The sequence below is a fragment of the Hydrogenophaga sp. GW101-3F08 genome, from assembly GCF_059424585.1.
This window is the reverse complement of record NZ_JBWKZP010000005.1, coordinates 237492-261448: the sequence shown is the minus strand read 5'-3', so window position 1 is coordinate 261448 and position 23957 is coordinate 237492. Positions and strand designations below refer to the sequence as shown.

Genomic DNA, 23957 nt, shown 5'->3' with positions numbered 1-23957 from the left:
GAGAAACGCAGGATGGTAACGAGGGTTGAGGGTACAGCCCAGGAGGTCGCGCGCAGCGCGGCGGGGGTGCTTCACGCCCCTTCAGGCTGTGCGCGGCGCAGGCGCTCGCGGCTGTTGGAAAGGTGGGTGCGCATGGCCGCGCGCGCGGCGTCGGCGTCGCGCGCGCGGATCGCGTGGTAGATGGCCTCGTGTTCGTGGTGCACCCGCTGCAGGTAGGCCAGGCGGCCTTCGGGTGCGCTGTTGGCGGTGTTGACGCGGGTGCGCGGAATGATCATGGTGCCCAGGTAGGTCATGAGGTCGGCGAAGTGGCGGTTGCCGGTGGCGCGCGCCACTTCCATGTGGAACTGGAAGTCGGAGGGCACGGCGTCGGAGTCGCCGTGGATCGACAGCTCGAACGCCGCCAGCGCGGCGGCCATGTTCTGCAGGTGGGTGTCGTCGCGGCGCTGGGCGGCCAGGCTGGCGGCCTCGCTCTCCAGGCTGATGCGCAGCTCCAGCAGCGAGATCACGTCGGCCACGGTGGCGAAGTCTTCGGGCGCGATGCGGAAGTTGGCCTGCGCCTCGCTCGGCGCCATCACGAAGGTGCCGATGCCGTGGCGCGTTTCCACCAGGCCCGAAGCCTGCAGCCGCGAAATCGCCTCTCGCACCACGGTGCGGCTCACGTCGAAACGGCCCATCAGCTCGGACTCCGTGGGCAGCTTGTCGCCCGGCCGCAGGCGGCTTTCGCGGATGTCGCCGCCCAGCGCCTCGACGATCTCGGGCACCAGCCCGCGCTGGCGGCGCGGGCGCTGGACCACCGGCTCCGGGGCGGCGGGCATCAGGGCATCACCTAGGGTTTTCACGGAGAGCATTCTTTTTTCCTTGACAGGACCCACCCGGGTTCACACAATTCGCTCAGTTGTCAGACAACGTATGACAGACAACAAAACATCAGTGAACTGTAGCAAACACCCGGTCGCGTGTCCAAGCCCTTCTCGAAAAAAGCCAGATATCCATGGAAACCCCTATGAAAACTCACCACAGACTGCTGCTCACCGGGGCTGCGGGCGGCCTGGGAACGGCCCTGCGCGAGCGGCTCAAGGCGAACTGCGATGTGCTGAGGTTGTCTGACAAGTCGGCCTTTGGCGAAGCCCAGCCGGACGAAGAGATCGTGCTGGCCGATCTGGCCAACGCCGCCGAAGTGGACGCCATGGTGGCCGGCTGCGACACCATCGTGCACTTGGGCGGCATCTCGGTGGAGGCCCCGTTTGGCGCCATTCTGCAGGCCAACATCCTGGGCGCCTACCACCTCTACGAGGCGGCGCGCCAGCACGGCGTCAAGCGCATCGTGTTCGCCAGCTCCAACCACGTGACCGGTTTCTACAAGCAGAGCGAGACCATCACCGCCGACCACCCGGCCCGGCCCGACAGCTTCTACGGCCTGAGCAAGGCCTTTGGCGAAGACCTCTCGCGCTTCTATTTCGACCGCCACGGCATCGAGACCGCCTGCGTGCGCATCGGCTCCTCGTTCCCCGAACCGCGCGACCGCCGCATGCTCGCCACCTGGCTGAGTTTTGACGACCTGCACCGACTCATCAGTGCCTGCCTGTCCACCCCGGTGCTGGGGCACAGCATCGTGTTCGGCATGTCGGACAACGCCGTGACCTGGTGGGACAACAGCCGCGCGCGCCACATCGGCTACGTGCCGCAGGACAGCTCGGACGTGTTCCGCGAGGCGGTGTACGCCCGCACCAGCGCGCCGGATCTGAACGACCCCGCCGCCATTTATCAGGGTGGTGGTTTCGTCGTTGCAGCCCCCAATAAGAAGTGACATGACAAGCATGCAGGCCGAACTGGTGCTCGACGCGCGCAACGGCGTGGGCGAAAGCCCCGTCTGGGACGGCGTGCGTGGCTGCCTGTGGTGGGTGGACATTCCGGGCCGGGCCCTGTGGTGCTGGAACGCCACCACCGGCGCGGCGCGCTCCTGGCCCACACCCGAGCAGACCGGCTGCATCGCCCTGGCCGAAGGCAGCGACGCCTTGCCCCACGGCCAATGGATCGCGGCCATGGAAAGCGGCGTGGCGCGCCTCACCCCGCAGGACGACGGTTCGGTGGACAGCGCATGGATCGCCCGCGTCACGCACCCGCAAGCCGGCATGCGCTTCAACGACGGCCGCTGCGACCGCCAGGGCCGCTTTCGCGCCGGCACCATGGTGGCCGACATGGCGCTCGCGGCTCCGGCCGGCAGCCTGTATGCGCTGGACGGCACGCCACCACGCCCGTTGGACACCGGCTTCATCACGCCCAACGGCCTGGCCTTCAGCCCCGACGGCCGCACGATGTACCTCTCGGACTCGCACCCGAACGTGCAGACCGTCTGGGCCTTCGACTACGACACGGACACCGGCACACCCCACAACCGGCGCGTCTTCATCGACTTCAAGCCCCTGCCCGGCCGGCCCGATGGCGCCGCGGTGGACGCCGAGGGCGGCTACTGGATCTGCGGCAACGACGCCGGCCTGGTGCACCGCTTCACGCCCGACGGCCGGCTCGACCGCTCGCTGGCCGTTCCGGTGAAAAAACCGGCCATGTGCGCCTTTGGCGGCACCGGCCAGGGCACCTTGTTCGTCACCTCCATCCGGCCCGGCGGCGATCTCGCCGACCAGCCGCTGGCCGGTGGCGTGTTTGCACTGCGTCCAGGCTTGAGGGGTCTGGACGAACCGCGCTGCGCCATCTGACGCAAGCACGGCAGCTTTCACCTCGTTCATTCAAACCCAACGGAGACATCATGAAAACACATCGCCGACTGATCCTGAGCATGGCCATGGCCGCCCTGCTGCCCCTGAGCGCCCAGGCACAGACCGTGCTGAAGTCGCACGACACCCACCCGGCCGGCTACCCCACCGTGGCCGCTGTCGAGAGCATGGGCAAGAAGCTCGACGCCGCCACCCAGGGCCGCATCAAGATCCAGACCTTCCCGGGCGCCGTGCTGGGCCAGGAGAAGGAAGCCGTGGAGCAGGTGCAGCTGGGCGCGATCCAGATGGCCCGCATTTCACTGGGCGTGATCGGCCCGGTGGTGCCCGAGGTGGACGTGTTCAACATGCCCTTCGTGTTCCGCGACGTGGCCCACATGCGTGCGGTGATCGACGGCGCCGTGGGTGACGAGTTGCTGGCCAAGGTGACGGCCAGCCCGGCCCGCCTGGTGGCCCTGGGCTGGATGGACGGCGGCGCCCGCAGCCTCTACACCAAGAAGCCGGTGCGCACGCCCGCCGACCTGAAGGGCCAGAAGGTCCGCATGATGGGCAACCCGTTGTTCGTGGACACCATGAACGCCATGGGCGGCAACGGCATCGCCATGGCCTACGGCGAGGTCTTCACCTCGCTGCAGACCGGTGTGATCGACGGCGCGGAGAACAACCCGCCGAGCTACTTCACCGCCAACCACTACAACACCCCGGCCAAGTACTACAGCCAGACCAACCACCTGATCATTCCCGAGATCCTGGTGATGTCCAAGGTGGCCTGGGACAAGCTCACGCCCGCCGACCAGACCCTGGTGAAGAAGCTGGCGCGTGAAGCCCAGCTGGAACAGCGCCAGCTGTGGGACAAGAGCGTGGCCGAGTACACCGCCAAGCTCAAGGCCGCCGGCGTCGAATTCATCAACATCGACAACAAGCCCTTCTATGACGCCACCGCGCCGGTGCGCGCCAAGTACGGCGCCAAGCACGTGGATCTGATGAACCGCATCGCTGCTGTGAAGTAAATCCCCCCTGCGCCGCTTCGCGGCTTCCCCCCAGGGGGACCACACCAGAGGCCCGGCGGAGCCGGTTCCTCGGTGTGTGCTGGATGTTTCTCTCCACCGTTTTTTCTTTCTTTCCTGGGTTTCTTTATGAGTCACCACCCGTCCGGCGGACATCCGGTGTCCCGCCTTCTCGACTCGGTCTACCTGGCCTGCATCTGGGTCGCGGGGGCCTGCATCTTTTGCATGTCGATCTTCATTCCCTGGGGCATTTTTTCGCGCTACGTGCTGGGCACGGGTTCGCAGTGGCCCGAGCCGATTTCCATTCTGCTGATGGTGGTGTTCACCTTCCTCGGCGCCTCGTGCAGCTACCGCGCCGGTGGCCACATCGCCGTCGAAATGATCACGCAGCGCCTGCCGTCGTCGGTTCAACCCCCGCTGCGTGCGGTGGTGCATGTGCTGATGCTGCTGGTCAGCCTGTTCATGCTCTGGTACGGCATCCAGCTGTGCATCGGCACCTGGGGGCAGTCCATTCCCGAACTGCCCTGGATGCCCGTGGGTTTCACCTACCTGCCCGTGCCCATCGGCGGCGCCGTGACCGCGCTGTTCGTGCTCGAGCACATCCTCCTGGGTGACCAGCGCCAGCGCGCGGTCGTCACCTTCGACCACGAAAGCGTCGCGGCCGACGCAGAAGGAGCTGCGTGATGGAAGCCTGGGTCCTGCTTGGAAGCTTTCTCGTGCTGATCCTGATCGGCACCCCCGTGGCCTACGCCATGGGCATGGCCGCACTGATCGGCGCCTGGTACATCGAGATCCCGCTGGACGCGGTGATGATCGCGGTCGCCAACGGCGTCAACAAGTTCTCGCTGCTCGCGATTCCCTTCTTCGTGCTGGCCGGCGCCATCATGGCCGAAGGCGGCATGGCGCGGCGCCTGGTGGCCTTCGCCAACGTGCTGGTTGGCTTCATCCAAGGGGGGCTGTCGCTGGTGAACATCCTGGCCTCCACCTTCTTCGGCGCCATCTCCGGTTCGTCCATGGCCGACACCGCCTCGGTCGGCACCGTGCTGATCCCCGAAATGGAGAAGAAGGGCTACCCGCGCGATTTCGCCACCGCCGTCACCGTCAGCGGTTCGGTGCAGGCCATCCTGATCCCGCCCAGCCACAACGCGGTCATCTACTCGCTGGCCGCAGGCGGCACGGTCTCCATCGCGGCGCTGTTCATCGCCGGTGTGCTGCCGGGCCTGCTGCTGGGGCTGACACTGGCCATCATGTGCCTCTACATGGCGCGCAAGCGCAACTACCCCAAGGGTGACGTGATCCCGCTGCGCCAGGCGCTGAAGATCTGCGCCGACGCGCTCTGGGGCCTGGCCACCATGATCATCATCCTGGGCGGCATCCTCAGCGGCGTGTTCACCGCCACCGAGTCGGCGTCGATCGCGGTGCTCTGGGCCTTCTTCGTGACCATGTTCATCTACCGCGACTACAAATGGAACGAGCTGCCCAAGCTGGTCCACCGCACGGTCAAGACCCTGTCCATCGTCATGATCCTGATCGCGTTCGCCGCGAGCTTCGGCTACATCATGACCCTGATGCAGATCCCGATGAAGATCACCGCGGCGCTGACATCGCTGTCGGACAACCGCTACGTGATCCTGGCGCTGATCAACGGTCTGCTGCTGGTGCTGGGCACGCTGATGGACATGGCGCCGCTGATCCTGATCCTCACGCCCATCCTGCTGCCGGTGATCACCAGCATCGGCGTCGACCCGGTGCACTTCGGCATGATCATGATGGTCAACCTGGGCATCGGCCTGCTGACCCCGCCGGTCGGTGGTGTGCTGTTTGTGGGGGCCGCCGTGGCCAAGCTGCCGATGGAGCAGGTGGTCAAGGCGCTCATGCCCTTCTTCGGCGCCCTGCTGCTGGTGCTGATCGCGGTGACCTACATCCCCGCGCTGTCGCTGTGGCTACCGGCCGTGCTGGACGTGAAGTGATGACCTCGCACGCCATCCGCCACGTCCGGATCACGCCCATCGCGTTCCGCGACCCGCCGCTGCTCAACGCGGCGGGCATCCACGAGCCCTGGGCCCTGCGCTCGATCATCGAGATCGAGACCGACTCGGGCCTGGTCGGCATCAACGAGAGCTACGGCGACCTGCCCATGTTGCAGGCGCTGGCCAAGGCCGCGCCCGCGCTGGTCGGGCTCTCGCCCTGGGCGCTGAACGAGATGGACACCCGAGTGACCGCGCTGGTGGCGCCCAAGCAGATGTCCGAGTCGGAGTTCCTGGGCCAGCAGGTCTCGCTGGCGCCGGGCACCCACGTGTCCAAGACCGTGGCCAAGGTGATCAGCGCCTTCGAGGTCGCGATGATGGACCTGCAGGGCCAGTTGGCCAACGCGCCGGTGGTGGACCTGCTGGGCGGCGCCGCGCGCCCGGCCGTGCCCTTTTCCGCCTACCTGTTCTTCAAGTACGCCGAGCACATCGAGAAGCCCTACGCGCCCGACCCGTTTGGCGAAGGCATCGCGCCCGAACAGATGGTGGCGCAGGCGCGCCGCATGATCGACCAGTACGGCTTCAAGAGCATCAAGCTCAAGGCCGGCGCGCTGCCGCCCGAACAGGAGGTGGCCGCGATGCTGGCGCTGGCCCAGGCCTTCCCCGGCGCGCCGCTGCGCATCGACCCCAACGCCAACTGGACCGTGGCCACCAGCCTGAAGGTGGTGGAGCAGCTGCGCGGCGTGCTGGAGTACTACGAAGACCCGGCCCCAGGCCTGGACGGCATGGCCGCCGTCGCCGCGGCGTGCGACGTGCCGCTGGCCACCAACATGGTGGTGACCGATCTGAAGGAATTCCGCCGCAACGCCGAGATGGGTTGCCCGGTGAAGATCGTATTGAGCGACCACCACTACTGGGGCGGGCTGCGCGCCACGCAGCGCCTGGCGCTGATGTGCGAGACCTTCGGCCTGGGCCTGTCCATGCACTCGAACTCGCACCTGGGCATCAGCCTGATGGCCATGACCCACTTGGCGGCCTCGGTGCCGCAGCTGTCCTACGCCTGCGACACGCACTACCCCTGGCAGGACGACGAGGTGGTACAGGGCGGGCGCCTGAAATTTGAAGACGGCAGCCTGCGCGTGACCACCACCCCCGGCCTGGGCGTGGCCATCGACCGCGAGGCCCTGGCCCGCCTGCACGACAACTACCTGCGCACCCCCATCCGCAACCGCGACGACCTGGCGCAGATGCGCAAGTACGACCCCTCATTCACCGGTCAGCAGCCGCGCTTCTGACCTCTTCTTTGTTCACACAAGAAAGCCCACCATGCAATACACACCCCAGGACCTCAAGCAGGTCATGTCCTCCGGTCTGCTGTCGTTCCCGCTGACCGACTTCGACGCCAACGGCGACTTCAACGCCCGGGCCTACGCCGAGCGCCTGGAGTGGCTGGCGCCCTACGGCGCCACCGCGCTGTTCGCCGCCGGCGGCACGGGCGAGTTCTTCTCGCTCACCGGCGAGGAGTACCCCGGCATCATCCAGACCGCGGTGGACACCTGCCGCGGCAAGGTGCCGATCATCGCCGGCGCCGGTGGCCCCACGCGCTTCGCCATCCAGTGCGCGCAGGCGGCCGAAAAGGCTGGCGCCCACGGCATCCTGCTGCTGCCGCACTACCTGACAGAAGCCTGCCAGGAAGGCCTGATCGCGCACGTGGAAGCGGTGTGCAAGAGCGTGAAGTTCGGCGTCATCGTCTACAACCGCAACGTCTGCAAGCTCACGCCCGAGTCGCTGGCCATCCTGGCCGATCGCTGCCCCAACCTGATCGGCTTCAAGGACGGTGTGGGCGACATCGAGCTCATGTCCAGCATCCACATGAAGATGGGCGAGCGCTTCGCCTACCTGGGCGGTCTGCCCACGGCCGAGGTCTACGCCGCGGCCTACAAGGCACTGGGCACACCGGTGTATTCGTCCGCCGTCTTCAACTTCATCCCCAGGACGGCGATGGACTTCTACGAGGCCGTGCGCACCGACGACATGGCCACGCAACACAAGCTGCTCAAGCAGTTCTTCATGCCCTACCTGCAGATCCGCAACCGGGCACAGGGCTACGCCGTGAGCATCGTCAAGGCCGGCGCCACCCTGGTGGGCCACACGGCCGGGCCGGTGCGCGCACCGCTGACCGAACTCAAGCCCGCCGAGATGGAACAGCTCAAAGCGCTGATCGACGCGCTGGGGCCGCAATAAAACCCGGCGGCCCGCGGGGCCGACGGTTTTTTCAACCATCTCTTTTCACCAGCCCCGGCAGGGGTTGACGGAAGCGGACTTCTTTTTTCGACAGGAGACCGACATGCACAAACGCAGATTCGCCCTCGCCATCGCCGCCTCGCTGCTGGCGCTCACCGGCAGCCAGACCCTGGCACAGGGGGCCGGCTACCCCAGCAAACCCATCCGGATCGTGGTGCCCTTCCCGGCCGGTGGCACGTCCGACGTGCTGGCCCGTCTGCTGGGCATCAAGCTCACGGAGTCCCTGGGTCAATCGGTGCTGGTGGAAAACCGGGCCGGTGCCAGCGGCAACCTGGGCGCCGACCTGGTGGCCAAGTCGGCACCCGACGGCCACACGCTGCTGCTGATGGACGTTGGCAACCTGGTGATCAGCCCCTCGCTGTACAAGCTGCCGTTCCATGTGATGAACGATTTCGCCCCGGTCGCGATGGTGGGTTATTCGCCGCACCTGCTCGTGGTCAGCAGCGCGCTGCCGGTGAACTCCACGCAGGAACTGGTGGCCCTGGCCAAGTCGCAGCCGGGCAAGCTGAACTTCGCCGCCGCCGCGGGCATGGGCAGCGCGACGCACCTGGCGGGCGTGCAGTTCGCGCAGCGCAACGGCATCCGCTGGAACTATGTGCCCTACAAGGGCGGCTCGCAGGCCATGAGCGACCTGATCGCCGGCCACATCGACGTCACCTTCAACGGCATGGTGGCCACCTACCCGCACGTGAAGGCGGGCAAGATCAAGCTGCTGGCGGTCTCCAGCGCCCAGCGCTTTGCCGAACTGCCGAACACGCCCGCCGTGGGTGAAACGGCGCCCGGCTTCCACACCGGCAGCTGGCAGGGCCTGCTGGCCCCCACCGGAACGCCCAAGGCGATCGTCGACAAACTCAACGCCGAGGTGCAGCGCATCACCGCCCTGCCCGAGGTGCGCGAAAAGCTGCAGACCCTGGGCGCCGAGCCCTCCAACATGAGCCCGGCCGAGTTCGGCGCCTGGATGAAGGCCGAAATCCCGGCCATGGCCAAGATCGTGAAAGACGAAAAGATCACCCTCGAGTGATCGACCCCGCGGCGGCCCGCCCGGGCCGCTCCTTTTCTGAATCTCCGGAGACATCGACATGAAAAAGCTCTTGTGCGCACTCACCGCGGCACTCTCCCTTTCCAGCGCCTTCGCCTGGCCCGACAAACCGGTCACGCTCGTCGTGCCCTTCCCGCCCGGCGGCTCCACCGACCTGATCGCGCGCACGCTCTCGGGCAAGCTGCCCGAGAAGCTGGGTGGCGGCGCGACGGTGGTGGTGGAAAACAAGGCCGGTGCCACCGGCACCATCGGCGCGGCGCACGTGGCGCGCGCGCCGGCCGACGGCCACACCCTGTTCGTCTCCTCGCTCGGCCCGTTCGTGATCGCGCCGCACCTGTTCAAGGTGAGCTACGACGCGCTCAAGGACTTCGACACCATCACCGTGGTGGTGCAGGCGCCCAACGTGTTGGTGGTGCCCGCGGTCTCGGCGCACAAGTCGATGGCCGACGTGATCGCCTACGTGAAGGCCAACCCAGGCAAGATGACGTTTGCGTCTTCGGGCAACGGCAGCAGCGACCATCTGACGGCCGAACTCTTCTGGCAGCAGACCGGCACCAGCGGCGTGCACGTGCCGTACAAGGGCGGCGGCCCGGTGATGAGCGACCTGCTGGGCAACCAGGTGGACTCGTCGTTCATGAACATCAACACCGCCATGCCGCAGATCAAGGCCGGCAAGCTGCGCGCCCTGGCCATCACCAGCGCCAAGCGCTCGCCGCTGCTGCCCGACGTGCCCACGCTGGAGGAAAGCGGCGTGAAGGATGCCAACGTGCAGTCCTGGCAAGCCGTGGCCGCACCCAAGGGTCTGCCGGCCGACGTGAAGAAGCGTGTGCACGAGGCCATCGTCAGCACCTTCAAGGACCCGCAGGTCAACGGCAAGCTGCTGGAACTGGGCTTTGAACTGGTGCTCAACACCCCCGAGCAGTTCGCGGCCTTCCAGGCCAGCGAGTTCTCGCGCTGGCAGAAGCTCATCACCTCGCGTGGCATCAAAGCTGATTGAGAGTCCCATGACCGCACCAATCGTCCAGTCGATGCGTGTGGTCCCGGTCGCCGGCCGGGACGGCATGCTGCTCAACCTCTCGGGCGCACACGCGCCCTTCTTCACGCGCAACATCGTCATCGTCACCGACAACGCAGGCCACACCGGCCTGGGCGAGGTGCCGGGCGGCGAGAAGATCCGCCAGACGCTGGAAGACGCGCGGCCGCTGGTCGAAGGCCAGACCGTCGGCAACCTCCAGGCCATCCTGAACGCCATGCGCGCGAAGTTCGCCGACCGCGACAGCGGCGGCCGCGGCCTGCAGACCTTCGACCTGCGCACCACCATCCACGCCGTCACCGCCGTGGAGTCGGCCCTGCTGGACCTGATGGGACAACACCTGGGCGTGCCCGTCGCGGCCCTGCTGGGCGAAGGCCAGCAGCGCGACGCGGTGCAGATGCTGGGCTACCTGTTCTTCGTCGGCGACCGTCTGAAAACGGACCTTCCCTACGCGAGCGAACCCGACAACGCCGATGACTGGTGCCGCCTGCGCCACGAGGCGGCCATGACGCCCGAGGCCGTGGTGCGCCTGGCCGAGGCCGCACAGAAACGCTACGGCTTCCAGGACTTCAAGCTCAAGGGCGGCGTGCTCGCGGGCGACGCCGAGGTGGAGGCCGTGACCGCGCTGCACGAGCGCTTCCCCGAGGCCCGCGTGACGCTGGACCCGAACGGCGGCTGGCTGCTGAAGGACGCGATCCGCCTGGGCCAGAAGATGCGCGGCGTGGTGGCCTACGCCGAAGACCCGTGCGGCGCCGAAGAAGGCTTCAGCGGTCGCGAGGTGATGGCCGAGTTCCGCCGCGCCACCGGCCTGCCCACCGCCACCAACATGGTCGCCACCGACTGGCGCCAGATGGCGCATTCGCTGGCGCTGCAGAGCGTGGACATCCCGCTGGCCGACCCGCATTTCTGGACCATGGCCGGCAGCGTGCGCGTGGCGCAGACCTGCCGCGACTGGGGCCTGACCTGGGGCAGCCATTCCAACAACCACTTCGACATCTCGCTCGCCATGTTCACCCACGTGGGCGCGGCGGCACCGGGCAAGGTCACGGCCATCGACACCCACTGGATCTGGCAGGACGGCCAGCGCCTGACCAAGGACCCGCTCAAGATCGAAGGCGGCTACGTGCAGGTGCCGAAGCAGCCGGGCCTGGGCATTCAGATCGACATGGCCGAGGTCGAGAAGGCCCACCAGCTCTACCTGCAGCACGGCCTGGGCGCGCGCGACGACGCGATGGCCATGCAGTACCTGATCCCGGGCTGGAAGTTCGACAACAAGAAGCCCTGCATGGTCCGATGACGCTCCCCCCGCGCCGCCTTCGGCGTCACCCCCAGGGGGCGATGCCTGCCGACTGGCGGAGCCAGATCGGCGGCATCCCCGGTTCGGTGACTTCTCGCGAGGCAGGTGCGGCGTCGTTGAAGCAGATGGCTGAAGTGATGAACAGAACCGCCCGATGAACACGAGGAGACAGACATGAACACCCCCGCTCCCGACACCCGCCGCCAGTTCCTGAAAGCCGCCAGCGCCGCCGGCCTGGCCGCCACCGGCGCGCCCGCCTTCGCGCAGGCCTTCGCCTTCGTCCCCAACCAGCGCTACCCCGACCCGTCGGTGCAGATCCTCGACCCGTCGTTCGCGAAGTACCGCATCTACAGCAGCACCGTCGAGCAGGTCGCCACCGGCATGCGCTGGGCCGAAGGCCCGGCCTACTTCCCGGGCGCGGACGGTGCGCCGGGCTATCTGCTGGTCAGCGACATCCCGAACAACCGCATCATGAAGTTCGACGAGAAGACGGGTGCCTTCAGCGTCTTCCGCGGCAAGGCCAACTGGGCCAACGGCAATACCCGCGACCGCCAGGGCCGCCTGATCACCTGCGAACACTCGGTCACGCGCCGCGTCACCCGCACCGAGACCAACGGCAAGCTCACCGTGCTGGCCGACAGCTTCGATGGCAGGCGTCTGAACGCGCCCAACGACGTGGTGGTGAAGTCCGACGACTCCATCTGGTTCACCGACCCGCTGTTCGGCATCAACGGCGAGTGGGAAGGCTTCAAAGCCAAACCCGAGCAGGCCACCACCAACGTCTACCGCATCGCCGCCGACGGCAAACTGACCGCCGTCATCACCGACCTCGTCAACCCCAACGGCCTGGCCTTCAGCCCCGACGAGAAGAAGCTCTACGTGGTGGAGTGGAAGGGCACGCCCAATCGCAGCATCTGGGCTTACGACGTCAACGCCGACGGCACGGTGACCAACAAGAGCAAGCTGATCGACGCGGCCGACTTCGGCGCCCTCGACGGCTTCAAGGTGGACCGCGACGGCAACCTCTGGTGCGGCTGGGGCAGCAACGGCGCCCTGCAGGCCGAGCCCAGCGACGTGGATGGCCGCAAGGTCTACCAGCTCAAGGGCAAGCCCGAAGACCTGGACGGCGTGATGGTGTTCAGCCCCGCCGGCAAGCCGCTGGCCCACATCCGCCTGCCCGAGCGCTGCGCCAACCTCTGCTTCGGCGGCCCCAAGGGCAACCGCCTCTACATGGCCAGCTGCCATTCGCTGTACGCGCTGTACGTCGAGGCACACGGCGCCGTCTGACCCTTACCCCCTGCCTCCGCCACCCCCCGCATGACCGCGTCCACCGCCCCCGGTTCCACCGTCCTGCAGATCGGCCCGCTGATGCCGGCGCTGGAGGCCGCCCTGCGCGAACAGCACGAGGTGCTGGGTGCGCAAGCGCTGACCGCCGCCACGCCGCTGGCCGACATGGGCGATGCGGCGCGCATCACGGCGGTGGTGACCTCGGCGCCGATGGGTGTGCCGGCGGCCTGGCTGGCGCAACTGCCCGCGCTGAAGGTGGTCTCTTCTTTCGGCGTCGGTCTCGACCAACTGCCGCTGGACGCCGCCCGTGCCCAGGGCCTGCCCGTGGGCTACACGCCCGATGTGCTCAACGCCTGCGTGGCCGACCTGGCCATGGGTCTGCTGCTCGACGGCGCGCGCCGCATCGCCGCGGCCGACCGCTTCGTGCGACGCGGCGACTGGCTGCAGGGCCGCTACCCGATGACCACCCGCGTGAGCGGCAAGCGGCTGGGCATCGTGGGCCTGGGCCGCATCGGCCAGGCGGTGGCCCGCCGCGCGGCCGGTTTCGACATGGACATCGCCTACAACAACCGCCGCCCGGTGGATGGCGTGGCCTGGCGCCATGAGCCCTCGCTGCCCGCGCTCGCACAGTGGGCCGACTTCCTCGTGCTCACCGTGGCCGGTGGCGCCGGCACGCGGCACCTGATCAACGCCGAGGTGCTGCGCGCGCTCGGCCCCAAAGGCCTGCTGGTCAACGTGGCTCGCGGCAGCGTGGTGGACCAGGCCGCGCTGATCGCCTGCCTGCACAGTGGCGAACTCGGCGGCGCAGCGCTGGACGTGTTCGACGACGAACCCCACGTGCCCGCCGCGCTGCTGGCCATGGAGAACGTGGTACTGGCGCCGCACATGGCCAGCGGCACCTACGACACGCGCCAAGCCATGGCCGACCTGGTGCTGGCCAACCTGCACGCCGGCCTGGCGGGTGAACCCTTGCCCGCCCGCGCGGTCTGAACCCCATCGCATTCGACAAGGCCCTTTCCCGATGAACGCCCCCGACACACCCCGCACCATCCGCATCCACCCCGACGACAACGTGGCCGTGGTGGTCAACGACGGCGGCCTGCCCGCCGGCACCACCCTGCCCGGTGGCCCCACGCTGGTGCAAACCGTGCCGCAAGGCCACAAGGTCGCGCTGAGCGACCTGCCCGCCGGCACCGCCGTGCGGCGCTACAACGTGGTGATCGGCCACACCGCGGTGGACATTCCCGCTGGCGGCTGGGTCAACGAACAACGGCTGGTGATGCCCGAGGCCCGCTCGTTGCAGGGCCTGCCGGCGCCGCAGCCGCCGGCCGATCTGCCACCGCTGGAGGGCCACACCTTCCAGGGTTACCGCAACGCCGACGGCAGCGTGGGCACGCGCAACCTGCTGGCCGTGACCACCACGGTGCAGTGCGTGGCCGGCGTGCTGGAGTTCGCTGTCGAGCGCATCAAGAAAGAGCTGCTGCCGCACTACCCCAACGTGGACGGCGTGGTGGGCCTGACGCACAGTTACGGCTGCGGCGTGGCCATCGACGCGCCGGACGCCATCATCCCGATCCGCACGGTGCGCAACCTGGCGAGCAACCCCAACTTCGGCGGCGAGGTGATGGTGCTCAGCCTGGGCTGCGAGAAGCTGCAGCCCGAGCGGTTGCTGCCGCCCGGCAGCATCCCGATTTCGGACGAGCGCCAGGGTCCGGACGTGGTCGTGCTGCAGGACGAGAAGCACGTCGGCTTCATGTCGATGATCGATTCGATCCTCACGCAGGCGAAGACCCATCTGGAGCGCCTCAACCGCCGCCAGCGCGAAACCTGCCCGGTGAGCGAACTGGTGGTGGGTGTGCAGTGCGGCGGCAGCGATGCGTTCTCTGGCGTGACCGCCAACCCGGCCGTGGGTTTTGCGACCGACCTGCTGGTGCGCGCGGGCGCCACGGTGATGTTCAGCGAGAACACCGAGGTGCGCGACGCGGTGGACCAGCTCACCCGCCGCGCCGCCACGCAGGCCGTGGCCGACGCCATCGTGCGCGAACTCGGCTGGTACGACGCCTACCTCGCGCGCGGCCAGGCCGACCGCAGCGCCAACACCACGCCCGGCAACAAGAAGGGCGGCCTGTCCAACATCGCCGAAAAAGCCATGGGCTCCATCGTCAAGAGCGGCAACGGCCCCATCCACGGCGTGATCGGGCCCGGCGAGAAGGTGAACCGCAAGGGCCTGATCTTCGCCGCCACGCCCGCCAGCGACTTCATCTGCGGCACGCTGCAGCTGGCCGCCGGCATGAACCTGCACGTGTTCACCACCGGCCGCGGCACGCCCTACGGCCTGGCCGAATGCCCGGTGATCAAGGTGGCCACGCGCAACGACCTGGCGCGCCGCTGGCACGACCTGATGGACGTCAACGCCGGCCGCATCGCCAGCGGCGAGGCCAGCATCGACGAGCTGGGCTGGGAGCTGTTCCACCGCATGCTGGCCGTGGCCAGCGGCGAGAAGACCTGGGCCGAAAAGTGGGGCCTGCACAACGACCTCGTCCTCTTCAACCCCGCGCCGATTACATGAAACACCCCCTGCGCCGCTTCGCGTCACCCCCCTCAAGGGGGGCGGCACTGGCCGTCCGGCAAAGCCGGCCCGGCGGTGCCCTGGAGTCCTTCACCTCATAGCCGGCTGTTCGACCGGTCTTTCTTCCATCCACCCCGGAGACACCACCATGATCCACCGCCGACACCTGATCGCCGCGTCCGCACTCGCTGCCCTGCCCCTGGGCGCCTTCGCGCAAAGCGACTACCCCAGCAAACCGATCAAGATCATCGTCGCCTTTCCGCCCGGCGGCACCAGCGACGTGATGGCCCGCATGGTGGCCGACCCGCTGTCCAAGATCCTCGGCCAGCCGGTGGTGATCGAGAACGTGGGTGGCGCCGGTGGCGTGATCGGCACCGAGCGCGGCGCCAAGGCCCCCGCCGACGGCTACACCATCGTCCAGACCGGCGTGGGCCAGAACGCCGTGGCCCACGGCCTGGACCCCAACCTCAAGTACGACTCGGTCAAGGACTTCATCCACATCAGCCATGTGCACAGCGGTCCCAACGTGCTGGTGGTCAACGCCAGCCAGCCCTACAAGACCCTGGCCGACCTGGTGAAGGCCGCCAAGGCCAGCCCCGGCAAGCTGGACTACGGCTATACCCACGCGGCCTCGGGCCACATGGCGATGGAGCTGTTCAAGCAGACGGCGGGCATCTTCATGACCGGCATCCCCTACCGCGGCGGCGGCCCCATGATGACCGCGCTGCTGGGCAACGAGATCCCGATGATGTTCATCAACCAGGACGTGGCCCTGCCCCACATCAAGGCCGGCAAGCTGCGCCCGCTGGCGGTCTCCAGCCTGCAGCGCAACAGCCTGTACCCGGACGTGCCCACGGTGGCCGAGTCCGGCTACCCGGGCTTCGAGGCGCTGAGCTGGTCGGGCATGTCGGTGCCCAAGGGCACGCCCGCGCCCATCGTGGCCAAGCTCGAAGCCGCGTTCAAGGAAGTCATGTCCATGCCCGCCATCAAACAGAAGATGGAAGGCAACGGCTTCGTGGTGCCGGTGCAGGGCTCCAAGCCCTACTCGGACTTCGTCGCCAGCGAACTGCAGCGCTGGGTCAAGGTGATCAAGACCGCGGGCATCAAGCCGCAATGACGACGGGAGCCGCCCGCCCATGAGCCAGCTTGCCGACCGCATCGCCTGGATGCGCATCTCCTCCTGTGTCCTGCCGCTGGCCACCCCGATCAGCGACGCCAAGGTGCTAACCGGGCGCCAGAAGCCCATGACCGAGATCGCGATGCTGTTCGTCGAACTGCAGACCGAGCAAGGCCACGAAGGCCTGGGCCTGAGCTACAGCAAACGGGCCGGCGGGCCGGGTCAGTTCGCGCACGCGCAGGAGATCGCGCCCGCCCTGATCGGCGAGGACCCGAACGACATCGCCCGCTTGTGGGACAAGCTGTGCTGGGCCGGTGCGTCGGCGGGGCGCAGTGGCCTGTCGACACAGGCCATCGGCGCGTTTGACGTGGCGCTGTGGGATGTGAAGGCGCGGCGTGCGAACCTGTCGCTGGCCAAGCTGCTGGGCGCGCACCGCGAGTCGGTGCGCTGCTACAACACCTCGGGCGGTTTCCTGCACACGCCCATCGACCAGCTCAAGGTGAACGCCGCGGCCTCGGTGGCGCGCGGCATCGGCGGCATCAAGCTCAAGGTCGGTCAGCCCGACGGCCGCATCGACATGCAGCGGGTGCAGGCGGTGCGCGAACACCTGGGCGACGGTGTGCCGCTGATGGTGGACGCCAACCAGCAATGGGACCGACCCACCGCGCAGCGCATGTGCCGCGCGCTCGAGGGCTTCAACCTGGTCTGGATCGAGGAGCCGCTGGACGCCTACGACCACGAGGGCCACGCCGCGCTGGCGCAGCAGTTCGACACGCCGATTGCCACCGGCGAGATGCTGACCAGCGCCGGTGAGCACTGGGACCTGATCCGCCACCGCGCGGCCGACTGGCTGATGCCCGACGGCCCGCGCGTGGGCGGCATCACACCCTTCCTGAAGATCGCTGGCCTGGCGCAGCACGCCGGCCTGATGCTGGCGCCGCACTTCGCGATGGAGCTGCACGTGCACCTGGCCGCGGCCTACCCGACCGAGCCCTGGGTCGAACACTTCGAGTGGCTGGAGCCGCTGTTCAACGAGCGCATCGAAATCGCCAACGGCCGCATGCAGGTGCCGACGCGCCCCGGCCTGGGCCTGTCGCTGAGCGAGCAGGCGCGGGCATGGACGCGCGAGCGCGCCGAGATCGGCCAGCGCTGACCCTATGCACACCACCCCCGCCCTGGACCCGCGCCGATTCGAAGCCAGTGTGGCCGGACGGCCGGTGCGCCTGTACCGGCTGAGCAACCGCCACGGCATGGAGGTGGCCATCACCAACCTCGGTGCCAAGATCCTGCAGCTGCTGGCGCCCGACCGCCACGGCGTGCTGGGCGACGTGGTGCTGGGCTACGACAGCCTCACCGCGCTGCAAGCCGGCGCGCCGTCCATGGGCGCTTTCATCGGCCGCTACGCGGGGCGCATTTCGCAAGCGCGTTTTGACTGGGACGGTGTGCCCCATGCGCTGCAAGCCAACGCCGGGCCGCACAGCATCCACGGCGGGCCGGCCGGCCTGCGCTTTCAGGTGCTGAACGCCGAGCAGCCCGGCGCACAGACGCTGGCGCTGACGCACCGTTTTGCGCAGGCGGTGGACGGCTTCCCGGGCAACATGGACCTGCGCCTGGTCTATCGCCTTACCGACGACAACGAACTGGTCGTCGAACACGAGGCCAGCATGACCGAAGGCAGCAGCCCGGCCAGCTTCACCTGCCACGCGTTTTTCAATCTGGACGGGCCGGGCAGCGACATCAACGGCCAGCACCTGCAGCTGAATTCACGCGAGCTGCTGGCCACCGATGGCGACAACGTGCCGACCGGCGCGCTGCACTCCTTGCACGGCCACGCGCTGGACCTGCGCAGCCCGCAGCAGCTGGGCGCCCTGCCCGACATCGACCACGCCTATGTGCTGGCCGCGGGCGACGGCCCCGCAGCGCGGCTGGTGGCCCCCCAGAGTGGCCGCACGCTCGAGGTCTGGACCGGCGAGCCGGTGCTGCAGGTCTACGGCGCGGGCCAGCTGGGCAACAGCGACGTGCCCGACACCGGCAAGGGCGGTGCGGTGCACCGCCCGCGCGCCGCGATCTGCCTGGAGGCCCAGCAGTACCCGAATGCGGTCAACTGCCCGGGCTTTCCACAGAACCGGGTGAGCCCGGAGCGGCCGTACCGGGCGGTCACGCGGTACCGGTTTGGTGTGGTTTGATGGGTGGGTGTTGGGGTCTCACCCCAACCTACGGCCTGGGACTCAGGCTCAACAAGGCGGCCAAGCCGCCATCGGCTTCGAATCTCTGGTTGCGGTAGGCCAGTCGGGTCGGCCCAGGCCAGGCGCGCTGCGCCACGCTGTGGCGCGGGTCGCCGGGGTAGCAAATCACACGCACGCCGTCTTCGTCATCGAACGGCTCGGGCTCGATCAGCGCGGGCGGGCGGCTGCGCGCGGTGGCCAGCACCTGGGCCACGTCCGCGTGGCGGCCGAGCTGGCACAGGCTCATGATCTGCGGCGGCGCCAGGTCGATCTCGCCGGCCCAGAAGCGTTCCAGCGCGCCGCGCGGCGTCAGCCACACGGCCTCGGTGGCTTCGAAGGCGCAGTGTTGCGCGGTCTGCTCCGGCGGAGCCACGGCGACGAAGAAGCGGGTGTCGAAACGCTTGTTGGTCACCGAGGGCACACGCGGCGTGACCCAGCGCGACCACGGCAGCAGGCTCGATACCGCCAGCGGCAGGCCCAGGCGCCGCAGCGCGGCGGCGAAGCCGAGGCCGCCCGCCGTGTGTTCGCGCAGGCTGCGCAGCGCCCCGGGCTGCACCGCCAGGCCCAGCAGCAGGCCACATTCTTCAAAGGTCTCGCGCAGCGCCGCCGCGTGCAGGCCCACCGAGGTGTCCGGGTCCAGCCCGGGCTCGCCCAGCCCGCGCAGGCAGTGCGCCGCCGGCCGGTCCAGCGCGGCCGGGTCCACCTGCCGGTCCGCGGCGTCGAGCTTGCCGCCGGGGAACACGTGCACGCCGCCCAGCACGCCCGAGTTGCCGTGGCGCCGCACCATCAGCACCTGCGGCCCGGTGGGCCCGTCGCGCAGCACCATCACGGTGGCGGCGGGCACGGGCGGGGTGTGGACGGTCTCGGCGTTGATGGGGATGGCCATGGCGCGATTGTCCCCGAGGCCCGCCGGGACACGGGTCGCTCACGTGTGGCTGCTGCGGCTCCGCGGCGTTTCCATCTGCTCGGCGCCGCCCTCCACCGGCTCGGCGGGCGCGGGCGCCTCGCCCACGGGTGGCGGCGCAACCCGTGGTTCCTCGAGCACCACGTCCGAGCGCTGCCGCGGCAGGCACTGCGGGTATTCGCGCTGGATAAAGTGGATCAGCTGTTCGCGCACATGGCAGCGCAGGTCCCACGCGGCCGGGGCCGAGGCCGCGGTCACCAGGCAACGCAGCTGCATGGCGCGCTCGCCCGCTTCGGTCACCTGCAGCAGCGCGAGCCGCCGGTCCCAGTGCGGGGACGACTCGCAGGCCTGCTGCAGCGCCTCGCGCAACGGCTCCAGCGGCATGCGGTAGTCGACCCACAGGAACACGGTGCCGATGAGTTCGGAAGTGCTGCGGGTCCAGTTCTGGAACGGTTTTTCGATCCAGTGCTGCAGCGGCACGATCAGGCGGCGCTGGTCCCAGATGCGCACCACCACGTAGGTGCCGGTGATTTCCTCGATCACGCCCCATTCGTTTTCGACGATCACCACGTCGTCGATGCGGATCGGCTGGCTCAGCCCGATCTGCAGGCCGGCGATGAGGTTGCCCAGCACCGGGCGCGCCGCGAAGCCCGCGATGATGCCGACCACGCCGGCCGAGGCCAGCAGGCTGGTGCCGACCTGGCGCACGGCCGGGAAGGTCATCAGCATCAGGGACACCCCGATCAGCACCACCAGGCCCTGCGACACGCGCGACAGCACCAGGGTCTGGGTCTGGATGCGGCGCGCCGCGAGGTTGTCCGCGCCGGCCAGCGGGTTGGCCTCGATCACACCCCGGGCCACGCCATGCACGGCGCGGGCCAGCAGCCAGGTCACGGCGCCGATCAGCAGCAGCGCCGTCCAGCGCTCCGCGCCCGGCAGCCAGGCCACACCGGCGGGCACCCGCTGCCACACCGGGTTGAGCGCCAGCAGGTAGAGCAGCACGTGGGCGGGCGCCTGCACGGCCCGGCCCATGCTGGCGGTCACCGGTGCGGCGCGCGTGGCCCGCAGGAAGATGCGTTTACCGGCCTGGTAGACGGTCTCGGCGATCAGCGCCACCAACAGGGCCACGCCCAGGGTGGGCAACCATTCGATCAGGGAGGGGGGCAACCAGCTGAAAAATTCCATGCCGGTTTATAGCCCGGACCGAGAAGGGTCAACCAACGCCACCGCCTTCGACGGGCTCGCGGTCGCGCTCGTCCGCCTTGCGGAACACGACCTCGCCCGTGGGCACGTGCACCACGCGGATTTCCCGGCCGCCCGGCACGGTGTGGCTCTTGGCGGCCACCACCACCGCCAGCTCGCCATCGTCCAGCCAGATTTCCGCCTGACCCGACTCGGGCAGCAACGGACTCACGATGGGAGATTCGCTCTCGATGCGGTAGGTCTGGCCTGACATGGTGAACTCCGTTGGGGGTAAGCGCCGAATCGTGAACCGACAAGTTTCCGATCAAACCCTGGCCGCTTCTGTGTGGCAACGCACACCAGCGCCATCCTCGCTCGCCACGGTTGCCTGGGATTCTTCGGGTCGGTCGCCACCGGGCGGGCTGTGGAGCGCGTAGTGTGGGTGTTGTGGAGGCGGTATGCAATGGCTGCCCGCGTACCCACACACGCGGTCCGGTCTGTCGCAGACGCCCAGGCCGGAAAATGGGAACCTCTGACTGCAAGGGCGCGGACAACGGAAAACACGCCGTTACACAAGAAACAAGAAGGACAGCATGAACATTCGCATCGTGATCGTGGGCGGTGGCGCAGGCGGCCTGGAACTGGCCTGCAAGCTGGGCCGAAAGCTCGGCGTGGAGCAGGTCACCCTGGTGGACCAGCAGCTGTTCCACATCTGGAAGCCCTCGCTGCACGAGGTGGCCGCGGGCACGCTGGACATCCACCAGGAAGGCCTGTCGTACGAAATGCTGGCGCACGACAACCGCTTCAACTTCTGCCTGGGCGCCCTGACCGGGCTGGACCTGGCGCGCAAGGAGATCCAGGTGGCACCGGTGCTGGACGAACACGGCGAAGAGCTGGTGCCCGCGCGCAGCCTGCCCTTTGACCAACTGGTGCTGGCGGTGGGCAGCACGGCCAACCATTTCAACGTGCCCGGGGCGGCCGAACACACGCTGTCGCTGAACCGGCCGGCCGACGCCGAACACTTTCGCCTGCGCATGCTCAAGCTGCTCACGGCCGCCGAGCTGCGCAAGAGCGCGGGCGCGCCGGGCCAGGTGCGCGTCGTCATCATCGGCGGCGGCGCCACCGGCGTGGAGCTGGCCGCCGAGTTGCGCGAGGCCAGCGTGGTGCACTCGCGCTACGGCTTTCGCCGGCTCGACCCGCAGCGCGACGTGCAGATCACCCTGATCGAAGGCGCCGATCGCATCCTCGCGCCCCTGCCCGAGAAGGTGTCGCTGGCGGCCACGAAGCTGCTGAAGGAACGCCATGTGGCGGTCGAGACCGGTTGCCGCGTGGCACGCATCACGCCGGCCCAGGTGGAAGACGCCGCGGGACGCGTGTTCCCCGCCGACCTCGTGGTGTGGGCCGCCGGCATCAAGGCGCCCGAGATGCTGGCCACGCTGGGCCTGCCCACGAACCGCAGCGGGCAGCTGGAGGTGGAGCCGACGCTGCGGGTGAAGGGACAGAGCGACATCTTCGCCCTGGGCGACTGCGCGGCCTGCCCCACCGCCAGTGGCGGCTGGGTGCCCCCGCGCGCGCAGGCCGCGCACCAGCAGGCCAGCCACCTCTACCAGACGCTGATGGCGCGCGCCATGGGCCGGCCCGAGCGGACCGGCGCCTACGTCTACCGCGACCACGGCTCGCTGGTGTCGGTGGGCACGCAGACCTCGGTGGGCAACCTCATGGGCAACCTGTTCCGCTCCACCTGGTTTGTGCAGGGCGCGCTGGCGCGCACCATGTACGTGAGCCTGCACCTGATGCACCACCAGGCGGTGCTGGGCAGCCTGCGCACCGCCGTGCTGGCGGTGGCGCGCTTCCTCGTCAAGCGCGCCACGCCGCTGGTCAAGCTGCACTGAGAGGCTGGGCACGGCACGGGCGGGCACCAACAACGGGCGGTCGGCAGCACCACGCACCGCTCCAGCCGCACCAGCTTGGGGTTTCCGAACCGGTCGCCACGGCGCGCCAGGGGCTGTGCCCCTGCGGTGCGGGCTGGCATGGTTTCTGCTGATAGCCAACCCGCAAGAAGAGCGGTTTGGGGTCTGACCTGCAAATCCTCAGCACACAGGTGCACTAGGGTTCCGATCACGCGTGGCGTGGTGTCTGGTCCGAGAGTGTGCCGGCCTCATCGCAGGCTCCACGGAGGGACAAAAGCCCGGGAGAACGATCACCGATCGGTTCTTCTGCACGTCCCACCAACCCTTGGAGTCCCTCTGATGAAAAACACCGCCTTCACCGCCAGCAGCCTGCGTTCTTCTTCGCGACGCCACCATTTCCTCAAGCCCGCCCTGGGCCTGGCACTCACGCTGGCCACCGCCTCGGCTTTCGCGCAGACCTCGATGAAACTGGCCACCGTGGTCTGGGTGGGTTACGGTCCGTTCTATGTGGCCGACGCGCTGGACCTCTACAAGAAGTACAAGCTCAAGGTCTCGCTGCAGGTCTTCAACGACCCGGCGCTGATTCCAGCGGCCATCGCCTCGGGCGCGGTCGACGGCGGCATGCTGACCTACGACCAGGTGGTGGGCCAGGTGGCGGCGGGCCGCGCCATGAAAGTGGTGATGCCCATCGACTACTCCAACGGCGGCGACGCCATCGTGGCCGACGGCAGCATCGGCAAAGTGGCCGACTTCAAAGGCAAGAAGATCGGCTACAACCCGCTTTCGCCGAGCGACTTCCTGCTCTCCTACGCGCTCAAGACGGTGAACCTGAGCGAGAAGGACATCAGCCCCGTGAGCATGACGCCCGAAGCGGTGCCGGCCGCGATGGCCTCGGGTGCACTGCCCATCGGCGTGACCTACGAACCCAGCCTGTCGCAGGTGCTCGGCCAAGGCGGTGGCAAGAAGTTCAAGGTGGTGTTTTCGTCGAAGGACGCGCCAGGCCTGATCGCCGACGTGCTGGTGTTCGACGACAAGGTCATCAAGGCCAAGCCCACCGAGATCACCGGCATCATGAAGGCCTACCTTGACGGCCTGGCCTACATGAAGGCCAAGCCCGATGAGGCCAACAAGATCATCGGCAAGTTCATGGGCGTGTCGGCCGCCGAGGTGAAGGAACAGCTCGGTGGGGTCTACAACATCCCCGTCGCCGAGATGCCCAAGGCCTTCATGAAGGCGAAGGAAACCACCTCGTACTACGCCAGCGGCGACATCATCGGCCAGCTGCTCCTGGCCAAGGGCCAGATCAAGACCGTCCCGGCCACCGAAGCCACCTTCGACGCCGCGCTCGTCAAGGCGCTGGCCAAGTAAACCCCGCTCAGAGATTTCC

Annotated in this window: 22 protein-coding genes and 1 riboswitch; of the genes, 18 read left to right on the top strand and 4 right to left on the bottom strand. The window is 68.3% G+C overall.

Annotated features, from left to right (window positions below):
• Window positions 1–71 precede the first annotated feature (71 nt).
• Complete coding sequence (locus tag AC07YZ_RS15205) at window positions 72–848, bottom strand: FadR/GntR family transcriptional regulator (RefSeq protein WP_413465790.1); 777 nt, start codon at window positions 846–848, stop codon at window positions 72–74.
• A 155-nt stretch (window positions 849–1003) separates the two neighbouring features.
• On the opposite strand from AC07YZ_RS15205, the gene AC07YZ_RS15200 reads away from it, so the two are divergent.
• From AC07YZ_RS15200 to AC07YZ_RS15125, 16 genes are all read left to right on the top strand, one after another.
• The gene (locus AC07YZ_RS15200) at window positions 1004–1807 is read left to right on the top strand and encodes an NAD-dependent epimerase/dehydratase family protein (RefSeq protein ID WP_494795347.1); all 804 of its coding nucleotides are present in this window, start codon (window positions 1004–1006) and stop codon (window positions 1805–1807) included.
• A gap of 10 nt (window positions 1808–1817) precedes the next feature.
• On the top strand, window positions 1818–2714 hold the full coding sequence (locus AC07YZ_RS15195; protein ID WP_494795408.1) for an SMP-30/gluconolactonase/LRE family protein: 897 nt from the start codon (window positions 1818–1820) through the stop codon (window positions 2712–2714).
• Between the two features lie 50 nt (window positions 2715–2764).
• On the top strand, window positions 2765–3739 hold the full coding sequence (locus AC07YZ_RS15190) for a TRAP transporter substrate-binding protein (protein WP_226494208.1): 975 nt from the start codon (window positions 2765–2767) through the stop codon (window positions 3737–3739).
• Window positions 3740–3895: 156 nt separating this feature from the next.
• Window positions 3896–4420, top strand: a complete 525-nt coding sequence (locus tag AC07YZ_RS15185) for a TRAP transporter small permease (RefSeq protein ID WP_494795346.1) — start codon at window positions 3896–3898, stop codon at window positions 4418–4420.
• On the top strand, window positions 4420–5706 hold the full coding sequence (locus AC07YZ_RS15180; RefSeq protein ID WP_494795345.1) for a TRAP transporter large permease: 1287 nt from the start codon (window positions 4420–4422) through the stop codon (window positions 5704–5706). Before AC07YZ_RS15185 ends, AC07YZ_RS15180 begins: the two co-directional genes overlap by 1 nt.
• A complete protein-coding gene (locus tag AC07YZ_RS15175; protein WP_494795344.1) occupies window positions 5703–6998 on the top strand; it encodes a glucarate dehydratase family protein in 1296 nt (431 codons plus the stop codon). Before AC07YZ_RS15180 ends, AC07YZ_RS15175 begins: the two co-directional genes overlap by 4 nt.
• Before the next feature lie 31 nt (window positions 6999–7029).
• Window positions 7030–7947 (top strand): 5-dehydro-4-deoxyglucarate dehydratase, encoded by a 918-nt coding sequence (kdgD, locus tag AC07YZ_RS15170; protein ID WP_494795343.1) that lies wholly within the window; start codon window positions 7030–7032, stop codon window positions 7945–7947.
• Window positions 7948–8050: 103 nt separating this feature from the next.
• The gene (locus tag AC07YZ_RS15165; RefSeq protein WP_494795342.1) at window positions 8051–9028 is read left to right on the top strand and encodes a Bug family tripartite tricarboxylate transporter substrate binding protein; all 978 of its coding nucleotides are present in this window, start codon (window positions 8051–8053) and stop codon (window positions 9026–9028) included.
• A 58-nt stretch (window positions 9029–9086) separates the two neighbouring features.
• Complete coding sequence (locus AC07YZ_RS15160) at window positions 9087–10043, top strand: Bug family tripartite tricarboxylate transporter substrate binding protein (protein ID WP_494795341.1); 957 nt, start codon at window positions 9087–9089, stop codon at window positions 10041–10043.
• 7 nt (window positions 10044–10050) lie between these two features.
• Complete coding sequence (gene gudD / locus AC07YZ_RS15155; protein ID WP_494795340.1) at window positions 10051–11376, top strand: glucarate dehydratase; 1326 nt, start codon at window positions 10051–10053, stop codon at window positions 11374–11376.
• A gap of 174 nt (window positions 11377–11550) precedes the next feature.
• Entirely contained in the window at window positions 11551–12663 is a 1113-nt protein-coding gene (locus AC07YZ_RS15150) for an SMP-30/gluconolactonase/LRE family protein (RefSeq protein WP_494795339.1), read from the top strand.
• Between the two features lie 30 nt (window positions 12664–12693).
• The gene (locus AC07YZ_RS15145) at window positions 12694–13653 is read left to right on the top strand and encodes a 2-hydroxyacid dehydrogenase (RefSeq protein ID WP_494795338.1); all 960 of its coding nucleotides are present in this window, start codon (window positions 12694–12696) and stop codon (window positions 13651–13653) included.
• Window positions 13654–13684: 31 nt separating this feature from the next.
• On the top strand, window positions 13685–15232 hold the full coding sequence (gene garD, locus AC07YZ_RS15140; protein ID WP_494795337.1) for a galactarate dehydratase: 1548 nt from the start codon (window positions 13685–13687) through the stop codon (window positions 15230–15232).
• Between the two features lie 148 nt (window positions 15233–15380).
• Window positions 15381–16349, top strand: coding sequence for a Bug family tripartite tricarboxylate transporter substrate binding protein (locus AC07YZ_RS15135; RefSeq protein WP_494795336.1), 969 nt, complete (start codon window positions 15381–15383; stop codon window positions 16347–16349).
• A 19-nt stretch (window positions 16350–16368) separates the two neighbouring features.
• The gene (locus AC07YZ_RS15130) at window positions 16369–17502 is read left to right on the top strand and encodes an L-talarate/galactarate dehydratase (RefSeq protein WP_494795335.1); all 1134 of its coding nucleotides are present in this window, start codon (window positions 16369–16371) and stop codon (window positions 17500–17502) included.
• Between the two features lie 4 nt (window positions 17503–17506).
• Entirely contained in the window at window positions 17507–18535 is a 1029-nt protein-coding gene (locus tag AC07YZ_RS15125; protein ID WP_494795334.1) for an aldose epimerase family protein, read from the top strand.
• 28 nt (window positions 18536–18563) lie between these two features.
• On the opposite strand, the gene AC07YZ_RS15120 is transcribed toward AC07YZ_RS15125, so the two are convergent.
• The 3 genes from AC07YZ_RS15120 to AC07YZ_RS15110 are packed head-to-tail and all read right to left on the bottom strand — an operon-like array spanning window position 18564 to window position 20934.
• Window positions 18564–19460, bottom strand: coding sequence for an NUDIX hydrolase (locus AC07YZ_RS15120; protein ID WP_494795333.1), 897 nt, complete (start codon window positions 19458–19460; stop codon window positions 18564–18566).
• Window positions 19461–19499: 39 nt separating this feature from the next.
• On the bottom strand, window positions 19500–20663 hold the full coding sequence (locus AC07YZ_RS15115) for a mechanosensitive ion channel family protein (RefSeq protein WP_494795332.1): 1164 nt from the start codon (window positions 20661–20663) through the stop codon (window positions 19500–19502).
• A gap of 28 nt (window positions 20664–20691) precedes the next feature.
• Complete coding sequence (locus AC07YZ_RS15110) at window positions 20692–20934, bottom strand: hypothetical protein (RefSeq protein WP_226494224.1); 243 nt, start codon at window positions 20932–20934, stop codon at window positions 20692–20694.
• 319 nt (window positions 20935–21253) lie between these two features.
• Between AC07YZ_RS15110 and AC07YZ_RS15105 the strand changes: the two genes are divergently transcribed.
• Window positions 21254–22552 (top strand): NAD(P)/FAD-dependent oxidoreductase, encoded by a 1299-nt coding sequence (locus AC07YZ_RS15105; protein WP_494795331.1) that lies wholly within the window; start codon window positions 21254–21256, stop codon window positions 22550–22552.
• Between the two features lie 203 nt (window positions 22553–22755).
• A riboswitch (guanidine-I (ykkC/yxkD leader) is annotated at window positions 22756–22857 on the top strand.
• A 52-nt stretch (window positions 22858–22909) separates the two neighbouring features.
• On the top strand, window positions 22910–23938 hold the full coding sequence (locus AC07YZ_RS15100) for an ABC transporter substrate-binding protein (protein WP_494795330.1): 1029 nt from the start codon (window positions 22910–22912) through the stop codon (window positions 23936–23938).
• Window positions 23939–23957 lie beyond the last annotated feature (19 nt).

Excerpts from the sequence above, each read along its gene's own strand:
- AC07YZ_RS15195 (WP_494795408.1), top strand. The coding sequence starts at position 1,818 with ATGCAGGCCGAACTGGTGCTCGACGCGCGCAACGGCGTGGGCGAAAGC.
- AC07YZ_RS15145 (WP_494795338.1), top strand. The coding sequence starts at position 12,694 with ATGACCGCGTCCACCGCCCCCGGTTCCACCGTCCTGCAGATCGGCCCG.
- AC07YZ_RS15115 (WP_494795332.1), bottom strand. The coding sequence starts at position 20,663 with ATGGAATTTTTCAGCTGGTTGCCCCCCTCCCTGATCGAATGGTTGCCC.
- AC07YZ_RS15200 (WP_494795347.1), top strand. The coding sequence starts at position 1,004 with ATGAAAACTCACCACAGACTGCTGCTCACCGGGGCTGCGGGCGGCCTG.
- AC07YZ_RS15125 (WP_494795334.1), top strand. The coding sequence starts at position 17,507 with ATGCACACCACCCCCGCCCTGGACCCGCGCCGATTCGAAGCCAGTGTG.
- garD (WP_494795337.1), top strand. The coding sequence starts at position 13,685 with ATGAACGCCCCCGACACACCCCGCACCATCCGCATCCACCCCGACGAC.
- AC07YZ_RS15135 (WP_494795336.1), top strand. The coding sequence starts at position 15,381 with ATGATCCACCGCCGACACCTGATCGCCGCGTCCGCACTCGCTGCCCTG.
- AC07YZ_RS15190 (WP_226494208.1), top strand. The coding sequence starts at position 2,765 with ATGAAAACACATCGCCGACTGATCCTGAGCATGGCCATGGCCGCCCTG.
- AC07YZ_RS15130 (WP_494795335.1), top strand. The coding sequence starts at position 16,369 with ATGAGCCAGCTTGCCGACCGCATCGCCTGGATGCGCATCTCCTCCTGT.
- AC07YZ_RS15110 (WP_226494224.1), bottom strand. The coding sequence starts at position 20,934 with ATGTCAGGCCAGACCTACCGCATCGAGAGCGAATCTCCCATCGTGAGT.
- kdgD (WP_494795343.1), top strand. The coding sequence starts at position 7,030 with ATGCAATACACACCCCAGGACCTCAAGCAGGTCATGTCCTCCGGTCTG.
- AC07YZ_RS15100 (WP_494795330.1), top strand. The coding sequence starts at position 22,910 with ATGAAAAACACCGCCTTCACCGCCAGCAGCCTGCGTTCTTCTTCGCGA.
- AC07YZ_RS15180 (WP_494795345.1), top strand. The coding sequence starts at position 4,420 with ATGGAAGCCTGGGTCCTGCTTGGAAGCTTTCTCGTGCTGATCCTGATC.
- AC07YZ_RS15205 (WP_413465790.1), bottom strand. The coding sequence starts at position 848 with ATGCTCTCCGTGAAAACCCTAGGTGATGCCCTGATGCCCGCCGCCCCG.
- AC07YZ_RS15150 (WP_494795339.1), top strand. The coding sequence starts at position 11,551 with ATGAACACCCCCGCTCCCGACACCCGCCGCCAGTTCCTGAAAGCCGCC.
- AC07YZ_RS15120 (WP_494795333.1), bottom strand. The coding sequence starts at position 19,460 with ATGGCCATCCCCATCAACGCCGAGACCGTCCACACCCCGCCCGTGCCC.
- gudD (WP_494795340.1), top strand. The coding sequence starts at position 10,051 with ATGACCGCACCAATCGTCCAGTCGATGCGTGTGGTCCCGGTCGCCGGC.
- AC07YZ_RS15165 (WP_494795342.1), top strand. The coding sequence starts at position 8,051 with ATGCACAAACGCAGATTCGCCCTCGCCATCGCCGCCTCGCTGCTGGCG.
- AC07YZ_RS15160 (WP_494795341.1), top strand. The coding sequence starts at position 9,087 with ATGAAAAAGCTCTTGTGCGCACTCACCGCGGCACTCTCCCTTTCCAGC.
- AC07YZ_RS15105 (WP_494795331.1), top strand. The coding sequence starts at position 21,254 with ATGAACATTCGCATCGTGATCGTGGGCGGTGGCGCAGGCGGCCTGGAA.